We start from the raw sequence: 17,635 nt of genomic DNA, 5'->3' as shown, positions 1-17,635 counted from the left end.
CTTTTGGCTGAGTATAATACTTGACTAAAACACTCGGATAAATAGTTGACTAAATTACTCGGGAATGACACAATTTGATTATTGTTCACCACGGAGTATTTGTTATGAGACTGACATCAAAAGGGCGTTACGCAGTTACTGCAATGCTTGATGTTGCATTGCATTCGCAGCAAGGCCCTGTCCCCCTCGCTGATATTTCAGAGCGTCAAGGGATTTCCCTTTCTTATCTTGAGCAGCTTTTCTCACGTTTGCGTAAAAATGAATTAGTTGCAAGTGTTCGTGGTCCTGGTGGCGGCTATTTATTAGGTCGTGATGCAGGGCAAATTTTTATTGCTCAAGTTATTTCTGCGGTTGATGAATCTGTCGATGCTACCCGTTGTCAGGGTAACAAAGAAGGTTGTCAAGGTGGCGATCGTTGCCTGACTCATACTTTGTGGCGTGATTTAAGTGATCGTATAACCAGTTTCTTAAGCAGTATCAGCCTTGAAGAGTTAGTAAATAACGAAGAGGTTATGGATGTCGCCGATCGTCAAGACAATGAAAAACGCCATGCTATCAATGGTCGTTTACAAGAAACCATTGTTAATATGCGAGTTTAACGGCGATCTCTAGGTAGGCAAAAACAAAATTATTAAAGAAGATCCGTCGTCTTTGGAGTTAGTGAGCAATGAAATTACCCATTTATCTAGATTATTCAGCAACCACTCCTGTTGATCCACGAGTTGCTGAAAAAATGATGCAATGCCTGACTATTGATGGCATTTTTGGTAACCCAGCCTCTCGTTCACACCGTTTTGGTTGGCAAGCAGAAGAAGCTATTGATATTGCACGTAATCAGATTGCTGATTTAATCGGTGCAGATCCTCGTGAAATCGTATTCACATCAGGCGCAACTGAAGCTGATAACCTCGCACTAAAAGGTGTTGCTAACTTTTACCAGAAAAAAGGTAAGCACATCATCACTTCAAAAACCGAACATAAAGCCATTTTAGACACTTGTCGTCAACTTGAGCGTGAAGGTTTTGAAGTTACTTATTTAGCACCAAAAAGTGATGGTCTGATTGACCTGAAAGAGCTTGAAGAAGCGATGCGTGAAGACACTATTTTAGTTTCTATCATGCATGTAAATAACGAAATTGGTGTTGTTCAAGATATTGCTGCTATCGGTGAATTATGCCGTAGCAAAGGTATTATTTACCACGTAGATGCAACACAAAGCGTGGGTAAATTACCGATTGATCTCTCTAAGTTAAAAGTTGATTTACTTTCTCTTTCTGCGCATAAAGTTTACGGTCCTATGGGTATCGGTGCGCTTTATGTTCGTCGTAAACCTCGCATTCGTTTAGAAGCACAAATGCATGGTGGCGGACATGAGCGTGGCATGCGTTCAGGTACATTAGCCGTTCACCAAATTGTAGGTATGGGCGAAGCTTACCGTATTTTGAAAGAAGAAATGGCTGATGAAACTAAACGCTTAAACGAATTACGTTTACGTTTATGGAATGGCATTAAAGATATCGAAGAAGTTTATATCAATGGTTCTTTAGAACACACTGCGCCAAACATTCTCAATGTGAGCTTCAACTATGTTGAAGGCGAATCATTAATGATGGCACTGAAAGATCTTGCTGTATCTTCAGGCTCTGCCTGTACTTCAGCAAGTTTAGAACCTTCTTATGTACTGCGTGCTTTAGGTTTAACTGATGAACTTGCACACAGTTCTATTCGCTTCTCTCTGGGTCGTTTCACCACAGAAGAAGAAATAGATTATGCAATTGAACAAATCCACAGTGCAATTGGTCGCTTACGTGATCTTTCTCCACTTTGGGATATGCATAAACAAGGTGTTGATATCAACAGTATCGAATGGTCTCACCATTAATCAGACGTTTTCAGGAGTTAAATCATGGCTTATAGCGAAAAAGTAATTGATCATTATGAAAACCCTCGTAATGTCGGATCATTTGATAATAATGACCCTACTGTTGGGAGTGGTATGGTTGGCGCACCAGCTTGTGGTGACGTTATGAAACTGCAAATCAAAGTTGACGATAATGGCGTAATTGAAGATGCGCGTTTTAAAACTTATGGTTGTGGTTCAGCAATTGCATCAAGTTCACTGGTAACAGAATGGATGAAAGGCAAAACATTAGATGAAGCCGAATCTATTAAGAACACAGCAATTGCAGAAGAATTAGAATTACCACCAGTGAAAATTCACTGTTCAATTCTTGCAGAAGATGCAATAAAAGCAGCGATTGCAGACTATAAAAGCAAACGCCAAGGCAAGTAATTGTCTTTTATAATAAAAAAATAAAATATTGGCGGATGCTGAAACTTTTTTTCAGTATCCGCTTTCGTTCTTTATGAGTGAGGTGTGTCATGTCAATTTCCCTTACAGAATCCGCCGCTAATCGAGTTCGCTCTTTCCTATCTAATCGTGGAAAAGGTGAAGGTTTGCGTTTAGGCGTAAGAACATCTGGTTGTTCTGGAATGGCTTATGTTCTTGAATTTGCTGATGTCATCAATGACGAAGATACTGTTTTTGAAGACAAAGGTGTGAAAGTTATCGTTGATGGTAAAAGCATGGTCTATTTAGATGGAACAGAGCTTGATTTCGTCAAAGAAGGATTAAACGAAGGCTTCAAATTTAACAACCCAAATGTATCAAATGAGTGTGGTTGTGGTGAGAGCTTCACTGTGTAATTTGTGTTAAAACACAGTATTAACGTTAATTAATCCAAGAGTAGATGTATGGACTATTTCACACTATTAGGCATGCCTAATCGTTTTGATATTGATAAACAGCAACTTGCTACACATTATCAAGATATGCAGCGTCAATATCACCCAGATCGTTTTGCAGGTCAGTCTGACAAAGAACAGGCTCAAGCAATCTCGCTTGCTTCAACCATCAATCAGGCTTATCAGACCTTAAAAAATCCACTCTCAAGAGCTGAATACATGCTCTCATTGCACGGTATCGATATTGCTAATGAGCAACAAACGATGCACGATACTGCTTTTTTAATGGAGCAACTCACATTACGTGAAGAGCTGGATAACATCGAACACAGTGCTGAAGCCGAAAGTTTGTTAGCCGATTTTTCTGCACGTTTAGAAAAAATGTACACTGTACGCCATAATGAAATGGTTAAAACGCTGGATAATCAAACTTGGGATATTGCTGCAGATAATGTGAGAAAATTACGTTTTCTCGCAAAGTTAAAAGAGCAAGTAGAGCAACTCGAAGAACGTCTGTTTGATGGTTTTTAAGGGAAACTGTTATGTCATTATTACAAATTAGTGAACCGGGTCAAACGCCTGCACCGCACCAGCGCCGGCTTGCAGCGGGTATTGATTTAGGTACGACACACTCATTAGTTGCCACTGTACGTAGTGGGCAAGCCGAAGCGCTTTCTGACAGCGAAGGTCGCTATTTATTGCCATCTGTCGTGCAGTATCAAGTTGATAATATCAACGTTGGTTGGAATGCTAAAAAAGAAGCAGAAAAAGATCCTGCCAACACGATAAGCTCAATAAAAAGAATGGTGGGTCGCTCACTGAGTGATGTGACAAGCCGTTATCCAAACCTTCCTTATCATTTTCATGAAAATGACAACGGTCTACCATTAATTAAAACTGCGGCAGGTATTGTCGATCCTATCCAAGTCTCTTCTGACATCTTAAAAACATTAGCAGAGCGCGCGATACAATCATTAGGTGGCGAACTTGATGGTGTTGTTGTTACCGTACCGGCTTATTTTGATGATGCTCAACGTCAAGGCACAAAAGAAGCGGCTCGTCGTGCTGGTTTACATGTTTTACGTTTATTAAACGAACCAACAGCGGCAGCTATTGCTTATGGCCTAGATTCAGGAAAAGAAGGCACCATTGTTGTCTATGACTTAGGTGGTGGTACTTTTGATATCTCTGTACTTCGTTTAACTAAAGGCGTTTTTGAAGTCTTAGCAACTGGCGGTGATACCGCGTTAGGTGGCGATGATTTTGATATGATGCTGGCAGACTGGATAAGAGAACGTGCTGGTTTTGGGCATCAAAAAGATGCTGTATTACAACGTCAATTACTGGATGTTGCATCAGAAACCAAAATTGCATTGAGTGATAACGATGTTGCAGATATCAACATTAATGGATGGAAAGGTGAGATAACTCGTGCTGAGTTTGAATCATTAATTCAATCATTAGTAAAACGTACTCTATTATCGGTTCGCCGCGCATTAAAAGACGCGGATGTTGAAATAGATGAAGTTCTAGAAGTGGTTATGGTTGGCGGTTCAACACGAGTGCCATTAGTTCGTCAAATGGTGGGTGATTATTTTAAACGTGAACCTTTAACTTCTATCGATCCAGATAAAGTGGTTGCCATTGGTGCTTCAATCCAAGCTGATATTTTGGTGGGTAATAAACCGGATAGCGAAATGTTATTGCTGGATGTTATTCCACTTTCTCTTGGTCTTGAAACAATGGGCGGATTAGTTGAAAAAGTGATCCCACGCAATACCACTATTCCTGTTGCCAGAGCGCAAGAATTTACGACATTCAAAGATGGTCAAACGGCAATGAGCGTTCATGTTGTTCAAGGTGAACGTGAAATGGTGAGTGATTGTCGTTCTTTAGCGCGTTTCACATTACGTGGAATTCCTCCGATGGCTGCGGGTGGCGCACATATTCGTGTCACATTCCAAGTTGATGCTGATGGCTTACTCAGCGTTAGTGCGATGGAAAAATCAACGGGTGTTGAAGCCTCCGTACAGGTCAAGCCTTCTTATGGTCTTAGCGATACTGAAATCGCTAAGATGATCCAATCTTCGATGGAAAATGCCCAAGAAGATTTACAAGCTCGTCGTTTAGCCGAGCAAAAAGTCGAAGCAGCTCGCGTGTTAGAAAGTTTAACTGCAGCATTAGAAGAAGATGCTCATCTGTTAAATGAAGATGAGAAAATGGCTATCGACAAAGTTGTAGATACCTTAATAGAGAGCGTTGAAGGAACAGATCCTGTTGCTATTGAAAACGCGATTAAACTACTGGATAAGCAAACTCAGGATTTTGCAGCGCGTCGTATGGATTCATCTATTCGACAAGCGTTGGCAGGTCATTCTGTGGATGAGATATAACTATGCCTAAAATTGTATTTTTACCCCATAGCACTCTGTGCCCTGAAGGCGCTGTTGTTGACGCAACAGAAGGTGAGTCTATTCTAGATGTTGCATTACGCAACGGCATCGAAATTGAACATGCTTGTGAAATGTCTTGTGCATGTACAACTTGTCACTGTGTAGTGCGTGAAGGTTTTGACTCACTAGAAGAAAGCTCTGAACTTGAAGATGATATGTTAGATAAAGCATGGGGTTTAGAGCCAGAAAGCCGCTTAAGCTGTCAAGCAAAAGTGACTGACGAAGATTTAGTTGTTGAGATCCCTAAATATTCGATTAATCACGCAAGAGAGCATTAATTTTAGGAGCCGAGCATGAAATGGAGTGACACGCGAGAAATAGGGGAAGCATTATTTGATCTTTACCCTGATACTGATCCTAAAACGGTACGCTTTACTGATATGCATCAGTGGATTTGTGATTTAGAAGATTTTGACGATGATCCACAGAAATCAAATGAAAAAATTCTTGAAGCTATTTTACTTGTTTGGCTTGATGAATTTGAATAATTGATAATATCGTAAATTTAAAAAGACTGGCTTATTGCTGGTCTTTTTGCATTATGACCTTTCACCTTTTGTTTTATTAGTGACTAAAAAATAACCATAAAGAGGGAAGTATGGATATTCTATTGTGCGATCTTCTTCGAGGAATATCATGTAAATACGTAAGATCACTGGATGATAATGGTGACCTCTTTGTTTTTGCAGTAAATTGATCACGCTAAACGGTAAATATCTGGTAGTCTGAATGGGTTAACTGCCACCAGTAATAATAAGTGAGACAATAAATGAATAAACAAATTATGCCTATCATGCTGTCAAATGAACCTGCTGCTGCATGTTGGGGTGAAAGAGCACTAATTAGCACTAGCGAAACCGGCATGACAATCCACTTAACGGAAGAAAACCGCTTAGGCGCTATTCAGCGTGGTGGACGTAAAGTTGATAGCCAAGGTATTCGTAACGTTGCACTTGTTGGCGAAGGCTGGGATTTAGAACGTAGTTGGGCTTTCTGGTTAGGTTTTAGAGCGCCTAAAGGCGCTCGTTCAATCGAATGGCCACAATTAAAGGATGCAGATAAACACGAACTAGAATCACGTATTCGCATCGTTGATTGGGTTAGAGATACCATCAATACACCGGCTGAAGAATTAGGACCTGAGCAATTGGCACAACGCACGGTTGATCTGTTCTGCGGTCTTAATAAAGAAGATATTAGCTATAAGATCACCAAAGGTTCTGATCTGCGCGATCAAAATTATGCTGGTATCTATACAGTAGGACGAGGTTCTTCTCGTGATCCTGTCTATTTAGCATTAGATTTCAACCCAACAAAAGATAGCAATGCCCCTGTATTTGCGTGTTTAGTCGGCAAAGGTATTACTTTTGACTCAGGTGGTTATAGCATCAAACCTTCATCATCCATGAACTCAATGAAAGCCGATATGGGTGGTGCAGCAACGTTAGCGGGTGCTTTAGCATTAGCGGTTACTCGAGGTTTAAATAAACGCGTAAAACTACTGCTTTGTATCGCAGATAATATGGTCAGCGGTAATGCCTTTAAATTAGGTGATATTATTCGTTACCGTAATGGTAAATCAGTTGAAATCATGAATACAGATGCTGAAGGGCGTTTAGTTTTAGCTGATGGTTTAATTGATGCAAGTAATATTGCACCAGAGCTGATTATCGATGCAGCAACATTAACTGGTGCAGCTAAAGTTGCAGTAGGTAATGACTACCACTCTGTATTGAGTTTTGATGATAAATTAGCCGCAGAGTTACTGGCTAGCGCTGAACAAGAAAATGAATTGTTCTGGCGTCTGCCATTAGCAGATTTCCATCGTAGTCAATTACCGTCTAGCTTCGCTGATTTAAATAATATCGCAGCACCTTCCCATACTGCGGGTGCAAGTACTGCGGCTGCATTCTTATCACACTTTGTTACCGACTATAAAAAAGGTTGGGTACATATCGACTGTTCAGCAACATACAGAAAATCTTCTGTAGAACAATGGGCAGCGGGTGCTACGGGTTATGGTGTGCGTTCTATCGCGAATCTGTTATTAGCAAAAGCAAAATAATAAACGTTATTTGATTTGGAGTTTGTAATGGGTGTATCTGAACAATTTGAGACACAAGAAATTGTTTCTGTTGAAGGTTCTTCTTTGAAGTTAAGTGTTCTAGAGCCACAACCTGAAAAATTAACAACCGCACTTAGCGAGTTTTTTGGTGAACATAAACCGATCCGCCGTGCCTTTATTGTTAATGCTCAGGAGCAAGATAATGAAGAGTCATTTTATCTTATTGGTTTAGAAATAACGGGTGAAGAAGATGTAATTACGCAGATACTCCCACAAGCGGCTGAATCAGCTTTTGAATATTTAGAAGAAGGGCAATCTCTAGATTTTTGCTTTGTGAATAAAGATGAAAAAGGCGTGAGTCATTTTATGATCCACCATGTATCACCTTTTTATCAACGCAAACTAGGAGGATTCTTAAGAAAAGGTATCCCGATAGTTAATTTGGATAGTTAATACAGCCCTCTAAATTTAGGCGATATCTCATCAGATATCGCTTTTTTTTATCTTATAATAGAAAATTGACTAAATTAGCAAATCGTTTGCATTTTTATATAACGCTTTGTTTTAGCTAGGCTTTGTTTTTAAAGTAAAAATAAGGCGACTTTGTGTTGTCATTTGTTTCGTCTTACGCGGTAAAAGATAGCTTATTAAGTTATTTTTTTATCTTATTAGTATAAAGAAATACATATATTATCTCTGCCTGCATAAAACATCGCATTATTCAGGGGTTGAATTAAAGGAAATGAATATGAACCAAAACCAATTTAGACAATATACAGAAAAGAGAGGCTATCGTTATAGCTCCCTTGCTGTTGTATTGGCATCAGCATTGGCTCTTATCGGCTGTGATGATAAAGCGGATGAAAACACATCATCTGCTAATAAGACGCAAAATACACAAGTGACAGAGCAAAAAAATACCGCTCAAAACACATCAGGCACTGAAACTCAAACAAGCGAAAAACCAGCAGTTACAACAAAAACGAATAACCAAACTGCATTAAAAAGCAAAGAAGTCCGTGATGAGTTGGCAATGCGTTTTGCCGGAAAAGACGTCACTGTATTAGATGCATCAGAATTACAGCGTGATGGTGCGAGCACAATGGTGGTGACTTTCTCTGTACCACTTGATCCTGACCAAAAGTTTGATGATGTAATTCACCTTGTTGATACCAAAAAAGGGAAATTAGAAGGTGCGTGGGAGTTATCTGATAACTTAATGGAACTGCGTTTTCGTCATTTACCACCATCAACAGAATTAAATTTAACCATCGATGAAAAAATAAAAGGTATTAATGAACGCACATTAACAACGCCTTTTAGCCAGAAATTAACGACAGAAGAAATTTTCCCATCTGTTGGCTTTACCAGCAAAGGTTCGTTACTGCCACTTGAAGCAGCTGAAGGTCTACCCATTACTGCGTTAAATGTGGGGCAAGTTGACGTAAACTTTTTCCGCGTTAAAGATGAACAATTAGCTCAATTTTTAACGCAATGGGAAAGCCGTTCCAATATTAACTATTGGGAATCAGATGAGTTTTTATCTCAAGCTGATTTGGTATATACCGGTCGTTTTGAGTTAAACACAGAAACAAATACCCGTGAAAACGTATTGTTACCGCTAAAATCAATAGATGCCCTGAAAAAAGAGGGTGCCTACATTGCGGTTATGCAACAAGCGGGTAAATACTCTTATACAGTGCCTGCCACGGTATTTACATTTAGTGATATCGGGCTGTCGATGCACAGTTATCTTGATACGTTAGATGTTTTTACTCAATCACTTAAAAATGGTTCTGCATTAGATAAAGTAGAAATTCGCCTATTAGATGAAAAAGGTGGATTGATTTCTAAAGCACAGACAGATAGCCAAGGACATGCCACACTTGAGAAAAGTGATAAAGCACGTTTATTAATGGCCATTCGTGATGGACAAACCAGTATGATTGACTTGCGTAAACCCGCGCTTGATCTTTCTGAATTTGATATTGGTGGTCCGCAAGGTTATAGCAAACAATTTTTTGCTTTCGGTCCTCGCGATCTCTATCGTCCGGGTGAAACATTAATCGTTAACGCATTGCTACGTGACGGTGATGGTAATCCTATTAAAGAACAACCTGTTAAAGTCGATCTGCTTAAAACAGACGGGCAAGTGTCTCGTAGTTTTGTTTGGCAACCTGAAAAGGGGCTTTACCAATTAAAATTAGTTATTCCTGCGGATGAAAATACGGGTACACGTACCTTACGTTTTGATGTAGGCGATGGTACTCCTCGTTTCTATGAATTTCAGGTCGAAGACTTTATGCCAGAACGTATGGCATTAGAAATCACCGGTAAGAAAGGCATTTTATTGAGTGGTAATGACGCTTATTTTGACATTAAGGGTCGCTATCTTTATGGCGCACCAGCTGCGGATAATCGCTTACAAGGGCAAGTTTTCTTAAAAGCCTCGCGTGAAGCTGTCAGTAAATTACCCGGCTATGAATTTGGTGCTGTAAAAGATGAGAACTTCAGCCGCCTATTGGATGAGTTTGAACTTAATTTAGACTCTGATGGTGAAGGTGAGTTAAGTGTTGATAGTGAACGTTATGCTGAGTTGAAATCACCTATCAATATCATTCTACAAGCAAGCCTACTTGAAGCGGGTGGACGTCCTGTTACTCGTCGTTATCAACAAGCAGTTTGGCCTGCCACTCATCTTGCTGGTATTCGTCCTGTCTTCCCTAAAAAAGAAGTTTACGATTACCGCACAGACAAATATAAATCAGGTTATAGCGTTGATGAAAACTCAATGGCTGAATTTGAAATTGTCTATACAGATCAAGACGGTAAAAAACTACCTGCTAATGATCTAAAAGTGAAGTTTATCTATGAACGTCATGATTATTACTGGCGTTGGTCTAGTTCGAATGGCTGGGAATCTGGCTATAACGAAAAAGATCTGCAAATGGATGAACAGACAATCAAGATTGCGAAAGATGGTACTGCAAAAGTGGCATTCCCTGTTGAGTGGGGTTCTTATCGCATTGAAGTTGTCGATCCTAAAACAGAATTAGTCAGTAGCCTACGTTTCTGGGCGGGTTATTCTTGGATGGATAACACAGGTGGAACAGGCGCGGTAAGACCAGACCAAGTTAAATTGAAACTGGATAAAGAGGGGTATTTACCGGGCGAAAAAGTCAAATTAAACATTGTTGCGCCTCATCCGGGTAAAGGTTATGTGTTACTCGAATCAAGTAATGGTCCTTTATGGTGGCAGGAAATTGATGTACCCGAAAAAGGGCTTGATGTTGAAGTGCCTATTAATAAAGAGTGGGCAAGACACGATCTCTATCTGACTTCTGTTGTTGTAAGACCAGGAGATACTTCAAAACAAGCGACAGTAAAACGTGCTGTGGGTATTTTGCATTTACCATTACAGGATAAAAACCGTCGTATTGATATTTCACTTGATGCACCTGAAAAAATTCGCCCTAACCAAGATTTAAAAATCCGCATTAAAGCGAATCCAGTTGCCGATCAGCCATTACCTGAAAATATTAATGTATTGGTTTCTGCGGTTGATACTGGTGTATTGAATATCACAGAGTATAAAACCCCAGATCCTTACGATGCTTTCTTTGGTCGTAAACGTTACAGCATCGACCAATATGATGTTTATGGGCAATTAATTGAAGGGCAAGGTCGTTTAGCTAACTTGCGTTTTGGTGGTGATGGTGGTGAAGCCGCCGCATTATCTCGTGGTGGTAAAAAGCCATTAACGGATGTGCAAATCATCGCTCAACAAACGGCTCCTGTAAAATTAAATGCGCAAGGTGAGGGCGAAGTTTCTTTACCTATTCCTGAGTTTAATGGTGAAGTTCGTTTAATGGCGCAAGCTTGGACTGCGGATAAATTTGGTAGCCAAGAAGGTAAAGTTGTTATTGCCGCACCTTTAGTGACTCAGCTTTCATTACCTCGCTTTATGGCTGGCGGTGATAATGCACTCTTATCGTTAGATTTAACCAATCTGACAGATGATGCACAATCTATTACCTTAAATTATACCGCTTCAGGTTTGGTGGGATTAGGTGGCGCTGAAAGCAAAACTGTCTCGCTAACGAAAGGTGAACGTACTCAAATTCAAATCCCAGTAAAAGCGAAACATGGTTTTGGTCAGGGCGAATTCTCACTGTCTATTTATGGTATTAAAGTACCGGGTGAAGAGATTAAACCTTACCATAATACATGGAATATTGGTGTTCGCCCTGCATTCCCAGCAGAAACCATTCATTATGCAAGTACATTGCAAGATGGTGATACTTGGCGTTTACCATCAGAAATTTTAAATCGCTTTAATAGCTCAACGCTTGAAGGTGAATTATTGCTGACAAGTCGCCCTCCGTTACAAGTAGCGCGTTATGTTAGAGAGCTATTTGCTTATCCTTATGGTTGCTTAGAACAAACCGTCAGTGGGCTTTATCCTTCACTGTATTCAACAGAAAAAGAGTTGAAACAGTTGGGAATTAAAACGCAAACTGATGCTGATAGAAAAGCGGCTATTGATAAAGGTATTGCTCATCTGCTGACGATGCAAAAATCAGAAGGCGGATTCGCTTTATGGGATCAGGGTGGACGTGAAGAATATTGGTTAACCGCTTATGCGACTGACTTCTTATTCCGTGCGTCACAACAAGGTTATTCAGTTCCCGCTGATTCATTAAAACGCGCGAATGATCGTTTATTACGTTATTTACAAGATAAAAACTTAGTTAACTATGAATATGCAGTTAATCAAGATGCAGCTCGTTTCTCAGCAAGGGCTTATGCTGCGTTAGTATTAGCTAATCAGCAAAAAGCACCTTTAGGTGAATTACGTCGTCTCTATCTTGAGCGTAATCAAGCTGGAAGTGGCTTAGCCTTAGTTCAGTTAGGTATCGCATTAAAACTGATGGGGGATAGCAGCCGCGCTGAAAGCTTAATTGCTGAAGGTGTGACAACATCGCGTAAATATAATTATGGATTGGGCGACTACGGTAGCACCATTCGTGACCAAGCATTAATTATTGCTTTGTTAAGTGAAAATAATCTTGAAACACAATCTCGTGATGCAAGCGTGATGACGTTATCGGATAACTTAACAAGCCGTGAATGGTTCTCAACTCAAGAAAGTAACTCGCTATATCTTGCTGGGCGCTTCTTTATTAATATGGCAGAACAGCCTTGGGAAGTTGCTGTTAATCGTCAAGTCCCTGCAATCAGTAGCGATCGCGCAGTCAATGAGACATTAACATCAGCACAATTACAAGAAGGTTTAGAGCTAAATAATCGTGGTGGCGCAGCGATTTATTCTCGTATGAATATCGTGGGCTATCCGAAAGTCGCTCCTGCTCCTTATAGTAATGTATTAAATGTCCATCGTAGTTACTATGATTTGAAAGGAAACCGCGTTCACCCTAATCGCTTACAAAGTGGTGAAATGCTGGTGGTAAAACTGGAAGTTTCTGCTGACAGAGACGTACCTGATGCATTAGTGGTTGATTTATTACCAGCTGGTCTTGAAATCGAAAACCAAAACTTAGCATCAAGTAGTGCAAGCTTAAGTGATAGTGCTGCTGACTTGCAGGAATTTATCGACGATATGGGACAAGCAAATATCAAACATCTAGAATATCGTGATGATCGCTTTGTTGCTGCTATTTCTGTTGATAAATATCGCCCAACGACATTGCTCTATTTAGCAAGAGCCGTAACACCGGGCAGCTATCAAGTACCACCACCACAAGTTGAATCTATGTATGTGCCTTATTGGCGTGCAATAGGATCAACAGAAACCAAGATTGATGTTGTTCCTTAAATCTTGTAGCCCTTTCTTCGGAAAGGGCTTTTTCCTTTGAGTGATTGAATGAAACTAGGATATAAACGGCTTATTGCTGTTATCATTATTTTTTTGCTAACAACGCCAATTTTAGTCTGGATCGCAGATAAAATTTGGCCTCTTCCTGATCCTGAACCTCAAATTGCGACGATTGTTACAGCGCAAGATGGTACACCTCTTTGGCGTTTTGCCGATAAAGAAGGGGTATGGCGTTATCATGTCAAACTCGCTGATGTCTCTCCTGAATATTTAGAAGCCTTAATTACTTATGAAGATCGCTGGTTTTATCAACATCCTGGTGTTAACCCGATGGCGATATTCCGTGCGGCGTGGCAAGATCTAAGTTCAGGAAGAATAGTGTCAGGCGGAAGTACGTTATCAATGCAAGTGGCTCGCCTTATTGATCCTCACTCGCGTACTTTAGGGGGGAAAATCAAACAGCTTTGGCGTACCTTGCAATTAGAGTGGTATTACTCAAAAGATGAAATTCTGGAGATTTACCTCAATATAGCTCCTTTTGGCGGTACATTAGAAGGCATTGGTGCAGCAAGTTGGGCTTATTTAGGCAAATCACCCGCTGATTTATCTGCGGGCGAGGCGGCATTAATGGCGGTATTGCCACAAGCGCCAAGTCGTTTACGACCAGATAGATATCCTGAACGCGCTCAAGCTGCTAGAGATAAAGTATTAGATAGGCTGGCAGAATATCAAATATGGTCACAAGAAAAAGTTGATGAAATCAAAGAAGAACAGGTTTTATTAGCGCCAAGGCAAACACCGCAATTGGCACCATTGCTGGCTCGTCGTATGTATAACGAAAAGCGAGAGCCTGTTATTACCACTACGATTGATATTAATATTCAACGACAACTCGAAGATATTGCGAATCAATGGAAGTATCAATTAGCGGATAAAACATCCTTAGCCATCTTAGTTGTTGATCATACGGATATGAGTGTAAAAGGGTATGTTGGTTCTGCCGATTTTAATGACAATTCGCGCTTTGGTCATGTCGATATGATTAGTGCATGGCGTTCGCCCGGTTCAACATTAAAGCCATTTATTTATGCACTTGCATTAGATGAAGGGCTTATTCATGCAGAATCACTCTTACAAGATGTTCCCCGTCGATTTGATAATTATCGTCCTGGTAATTTTGACTCTGATTTTAATGGTGCGGTCAGTGCCAGTGAAGCACTAAGCCGTTCTTTAAATTTACCCGCGGTACAACTTATCGAAGTGTATGGAGCAAAGAAATTTGCGGCAAAATTGCGTCATAACCATCTTGAAATGCGCTTTCCTTATGGTTCAGAGCCAAATTTAGCGCTGATCTTAGGAGGAACAGCAACACGAATGGATGAGCTTGTTTCTGCCTTTAGTGCATTAGCAAGGCAAGGAAAAACAGCACCGTTACGTTTTAAGCCAGAGCAAATAATAGAAAACCGAGTGTTGATGTCACAAGGTTCGGCATGGATTATTAGGCGCATATTAGCTGGAGAAGCTAGACCTCGACCAGATAGTGCAATTTCCCCCGTTGTTCCTTTAGCTTGGAAAACAGGAACAAGTTATGGCTATCGAGATGCGTGGTCTATCGGTGTGAATGCTCGCTATACCATTGGTGTTTGGGTGGGCAGACCTGATGGAACACCTGTTGCAGGGCAATTTGGCTTTGCAACGGCTGTCCCTATTATGAATCAGGTCAATAACTTATTAACCGGCTATTTCTATCAAAATAAACAAAGACCACCAACTGATTTGCGTCCTGATAGTGTAACCGCAGCAACAATTTGTTGGCCGACAGGTAAGGCATTACCTAAAGAAGATAGTAACTGTAGAGTCAGTCGTCGAAGCTGGATCTTAGATAACACTATTCCACCCACTTTATTGAATGATAGCCAAGAAGGTATTTTGGGGATCAACGAAAAAATTTGGTTAGATGATGAAGGTAAACGTACGGGACCTAATTGTCCTAACGCAGAGTTAAAAGATATTGCTTTATGGCCGATAGCATTAGAAGCATGGTTGCCTGAAAAAGAGCGCAGAGCAAAACGATTGCCGCCGATTTCTGAAACTTGCCCACCAATTAAAGAAGATATTATTCCCTTGTTTATCTCAGGTATCCGAGCGGGTGATTTATTAAGACCATTACCCGGTGAAACTAATCTCGAAATAACAGTTTCTACACAAGGAGGAAGTGGTATGCAATGGTGGTTTTTAAATGGTGAACAAATAGGCAAAACAGAAAACGGGGAAACATTCTCTTATTTATTAGAGAAACGAGGTAAATATCAACTTTCAGTGCTTGATCTAAGTGGTCAAACGGATATGGTTAATTTTATATTTCGTTAAACTAAAAAGATGAGATAAACGAGAACTGAGTGATTTTTAACTAAAATAGGCTTTTTAATAAAGATAAATAGACTATTTATTGAGTATCATTTTGGTTCTTTTTTGTTCTTAATTTTTAAGTTTGAACATGGAATAGGTCAAAAATGTGATTAGATCGATAATTTATAACTTTTTTGCCACAGTTTTTTTAAAAAAAAGGATATTCAATCTGTGCAATTCATTTTTATCCTCCTATAATCGAGCACTATTTTTTGCAGGGAATGCGGTTTTTGATTCGTTTTTCCATGATCTGCGATAAAAGAGATAACAAAAGTTATCATTAATAAAATAATTTAGAGGTAAGACATGGCTATTCAGCGCACATTTTCTATTATCAAACCAAACGCAGTGAAAAAAAATGTTATCGGTGCTATCTATCACCGTTTTGAAAGTGCAGGTTTTAGCATCATTGGCGCTAAAATGTTGCATTTAACGCGCGAACAAGCTGAAGGCTTTTATGAAGAACACAAAGGCCGTCCTTTCTTTGACGGTTTAGTTGAATTTATGACTTCTGGCCCTATCATGGTTCAAGTGTTAGAAGGTGAAAATGCGATTCAACGTCACCGTGATCTGATGGGCGCAACTAACCCAGACAACGCATTAGCGGGTACATTACGTGCTGATTACGCTGATAGCTTTACTGAAAATGCGGTACACGGTTCAGATTCAGAAGCTTCTGCTGCTCGTGAAATCGCATATTTCTTCACTGAAAACGAAGTTTGCGCGCGCTAATTTATTAGCATCTCTACGCGAAAAACAGTACAATGCGACGCCCTGTTTGATAATTAACAGGGCGTTTTTTATTATTGTTTAATTATACAAATATATAAGTATCCCATTAGCATCAATGCTAATGCAGGCCGCATAGTGTAACAACGAGGCAATGTCATGACCCAATCTACCACTCCAGCGCCAAGCGCTTCTGTCGCTGTTTCTAAAGAAAATACTGTGAATCAAAAAACTAAAATTAATCTGTTAGATTTAAATCGTAAACAGATGCGTGAGCTTTTTGTCTCTATGGGCGAAAAACCTTTCCGTGCTGACCAAATTATGAAGTGGATGTACCACTACTGTTATGACGATTTTGATCAAATGACAGATATCAACAAGGTGTTGCGCAATAAATTAAAAGAAATTGCTGAAATCAAAGCACCTGAAGTTTCTGAAGAACAACGTTCAACAGATGGCACGATTAAGTGGGCAATTAAAGTTGGCGATCAACAAGTAGAAACTGTGTACATTCCAGAAGATGATCGCGCAACATTATGTGTTTCTTCGCAAGTGGGTTGTGCTTTAGAGTGCAAGTTCTGTTCAACTGCACAGCAAGGTTTTAACCGTAACTTGAAAGTGTCTGAAATTATTGGGCAAGTTTGGCGTGCAGCTAAAATTATTGGCTCATTAAAAGAGACGGGTCGTCGTCCTATTACTAACGTTGTAATGATGGGAATGGGCGAGCCATTACTGAATTTAAATAATGTTATTCCAGCACTTGAAATCATGATGGATGATTTTGGTTTTGGTTTATCTAAACGTCGTGTCACTGTTTCTACATCAGGTGTTGTGCCTGCATTAGATAAATTAAGCGATGCTGTTGACGTGGCTTTAGCTATTTCATTACATGCTCCAACTGATGAAATTCGTGATGAAATCGTTCCAATTAACAAGAAATACAACATTGAAATGTTTCTTGAAGGTGTTCGCCGTTATATTGCTAAATCAAACGCGAACCAAGGGCGAGTGACGATTGAATATGTCATGCTTGATCATATTAATGACAGCACAGATCAAGCTCACCAATTAGCAGAGCTTTTAAAAGACACGCCGTGTAAAATTAACTTAATTCCATGGAATCCGTTCCCGGGTGCGCCATATGGACGTAGTTCTAATAGCCGTATTGACCGTTTCTCTAAAGTATTAATGGAATATGGCTTCACGACGATTGTACGTAAAACCCGTGGTGATGATATTGATGCGGCTTGTGGACAATTAGCTGGTGATGTTATTGACCGTACAAAGCGTACACTGAAAAAACGTCAACAAGGTGAACTAATTTCAGTAAAAGCAGTCTGATACAGGTGGATATCTCTTTCTTTGTGAAGTGTATTACATAATTACAATGTAGAGAGA

14 protein-coding genes are annotated in these 17,635 nt (G+C 39.9%); all 14 read left to right on the top strand.

Annotated elements, in window-relative coordinates; genetic code table 11:
- Positions 1–104: 104 nt before the first annotated feature.
- The 14 genes from iscR to rlmN all read left to right on the top strand — a co-directional run bounded on the left by iscR (position 105) and on the right by rlmN (position 17,578).
- Positions 105–599 (top strand): Fe-S cluster assembly transcriptional regulator IscR, encoded by a 495-nt coding sequence (gene iscR / locus QQS39_RS13055; RefSeq protein ID WP_151435642.1) that lies wholly within the window; start codon positions 105–107, stop codon positions 597–599.
- Positions 600–667: 68 nt separating this feature from the next.
- On the top strand, positions 668–1,882 hold the full coding sequence (locus QQS39_RS13050; protein WP_072063243.1) for an IscS subfamily cysteine desulfurase: 1,215 nt from the start codon (positions 668–670) through the stop codon (positions 1,880–1,882).
- 24 nt (positions 1,883–1,906) lie between these two features.
- Positions 1,907–2,293, top strand: a complete 387-nt coding sequence (iscU, locus tag QQS39_RS13045; protein ID WP_006533447.1) for a Fe-S cluster assembly scaffold IscU — start codon at positions 1,907–1,909, stop codon at positions 2,291–2,293.
- Between the two features lie 89 nt (positions 2,294–2,382).
- Positions 2,383–2,706 (top strand): iron-sulfur cluster assembly protein IscA, encoded by a 324-nt coding sequence (gene iscA / locus QQS39_RS13040; RefSeq protein ID WP_006533446.1) that lies wholly within the window; start codon positions 2,383–2,385, stop codon positions 2,704–2,706.
- 48 nt (positions 2,707–2,754) lie between these two features.
- Positions 2,755–3,276 (top strand): co-chaperone HscB, encoded by a 522-nt coding sequence (hscB, locus tag QQS39_RS13035; RefSeq protein ID WP_196569566.1) that lies wholly within the window; start codon positions 2,755–2,757, stop codon positions 3,274–3,276.
- A gap of 11 nt (positions 3,277–3,287) precedes the next feature.
- On the top strand, positions 3,288–5,138 hold the full coding sequence (gene hscA / locus QQS39_RS13030) for a Fe-S protein assembly chaperone HscA (RefSeq protein ID WP_151435640.1): 1,851 nt from the start codon (positions 3,288–3,290) through the stop codon (positions 5,136–5,138).
- 2 nt (positions 5,139–5,140) lie between these two features.
- Complete coding sequence (gene fdx, locus QQS39_RS13025) at positions 5,141–5,476, top strand: ISC system 2Fe-2S type ferredoxin (protein WP_006533442.1); 336 nt, start codon at positions 5,141–5,143, stop codon at positions 5,474–5,476.
- A gap of 15 nt (positions 5,477–5,491) precedes the next feature.
- Entirely contained in the window at positions 5,492–5,686 is a 195-nt protein-coding gene (gene iscX, locus QQS39_RS13020; RefSeq protein ID WP_006533441.1) for a Fe-S cluster assembly protein IscX, read from the top strand.
- Positions 5,687–5,967: 281 nt separating this feature from the next.
- The gene (pepB, locus tag QQS39_RS13015; RefSeq protein WP_285804674.1) at positions 5,968–7,263 is read left to right on the top strand and encodes an aminopeptidase PepB; all 1,296 of its coding nucleotides are present in this window, start codon (positions 5,968–5,970) and stop codon (positions 7,261–7,263) included.
- 27 nt (positions 7,264–7,290) lie between these two features.
- Complete coding sequence (locus QQS39_RS13010) at positions 7,291–7,716, top strand: enhanced serine sensitivity protein SseB C-terminal domain-containing protein (RefSeq protein ID WP_151435638.1); 426 nt, start codon at positions 7,291–7,293, stop codon at positions 7,714–7,716.
- Positions 7,717–8,011: 295 nt separating this feature from the next.
- Positions 8,012–13,099 carry an alpha-2-macroglobulin family protein gene (locus QQS39_RS13005; protein ID WP_490249950.1) on the top strand — a complete coding sequence of 1,696 codons (5,088 nt, stop codon included), beginning with the start codon at positions 8,012–8,014 and terminating at the stop codon, positions 13,097–13,099.
- 48 nt (positions 13,100–13,147) lie between these two features.
- Complete coding sequence (pbpC, locus tag QQS39_RS13000; RefSeq protein ID WP_196735106.1) at positions 13,148–15,469, top strand: peptidoglycan glycosyltransferase PbpC; 2,322 nt, start codon at positions 13,148–13,150, stop codon at positions 15,467–15,469.
- A 345-nt stretch (positions 15,470–15,814) separates the two neighbouring features.
- Positions 15,815–16,240, top strand: coding sequence for a nucleoside-diphosphate kinase (gene ndk / locus QQS39_RS12995; protein ID WP_023581630.1), 426 nt, complete (start codon positions 15,815–15,817; stop codon positions 16,238–16,240).
- Between the two features lie 156 nt (positions 16,241–16,396).
- On the top strand, positions 16,397–17,578 hold the full coding sequence (gene rlmN / locus QQS39_RS12990; protein WP_151435635.1) for a dual-specificity RNA methyltransferase RlmN: 1,182 nt from the start codon (positions 16,397–16,399) through the stop codon (positions 17,576–17,578).
- Positions 17,579–17,635: the final 57 nt, after the last annotated feature.

Source organism: Proteus appendicitidis (assembly GCF_030271835.1).
GTDB classification, from domain to species: Bacteria; Pseudomonadota; Gammaproteobacteria; order Enterobacterales; family Enterobacteriaceae; genus Proteus; species Proteus appendicitidis.
This window is presented reverse-complemented; position numbering and strand designations above follow the sequence as displayed.

Bases quoted from the DNA above. Each gene is read 5' to 3' on its own strand.
- hscB (WP_196569566.1), top strand. From the start codon at position 2,755: ATGGACTATTTCACACTATTAGGCATGCCTAATCGTTTTGATATTGAT.
- QQS39_RS13010 (WP_151435638.1), top strand. From the start codon at position 7,291: ATGGGTGTATCTGAACAATTTGAGACACAAGAAATTGTTTCTGTTGAA.
- QQS39_RS13050 (WP_072063243.1), top strand. From the start codon at position 668: ATGAAATTACCCATTTATCTAGATTATTCAGCAACCACTCCTGTTGAT.
- iscU (WP_006533447.1), top strand. From the start codon at position 1,907: ATGGCTTATAGCGAAAAAGTAATTGATCATTATGAAAACCCTCGTAAT.
- fdx (WP_006533442.1), top strand. From the start codon at position 5,141: ATGCCTAAAATTGTATTTTTACCCCATAGCACTCTGTGCCCTGAAGGC.
- ndk (WP_023581630.1), top strand. From the start codon at position 15,815: ATGGCTATTCAGCGCACATTTTCTATTATCAAACCAAACGCAGTGAAA.
- QQS39_RS13005 (WP_490249950.1), top strand. From the start codon at position 8,012: ATGAACCAAAACCAATTTAGACAATATACAGAAAAGAGAGGCTATCGT.
- pbpC (WP_196735106.1), top strand. From the start codon at position 13,148: ATGAAACTAGGATATAAACGGCTTATTGCTGTTATCATTATTTTTTTG.
- hscA (WP_151435640.1), top strand. From the start codon at position 3,288: ATGTCATTATTACAAATTAGTGAACCGGGTCAAACGCCTGCACCGCAC.
- iscX (WP_006533441.1), top strand. From the start codon at position 5,492: ATGAAATGGAGTGACACGCGAGAAATAGGGGAAGCATTATTTGATCTT.
- rlmN (WP_151435635.1), top strand. From the start codon at position 16,397: ATGACCCAATCTACCACTCCAGCGCCAAGCGCTTCTGTCGCTGTTTCT.
- pepB (WP_285804674.1), top strand. From the start codon at position 5,968: ATGAATAAACAAATTATGCCTATCATGCTGTCAAATGAACCTGCTGCT.
- iscA (WP_006533446.1), top strand. From the start codon at position 2,383: ATGTCAATTTCCCTTACAGAATCCGCCGCTAATCGAGTTCGCTCTTTC.
- iscR (WP_151435642.1), top strand. From the start codon at position 105: ATGAGACTGACATCAAAAGGGCGTTACGCAGTTACTGCAATGCTTGAT.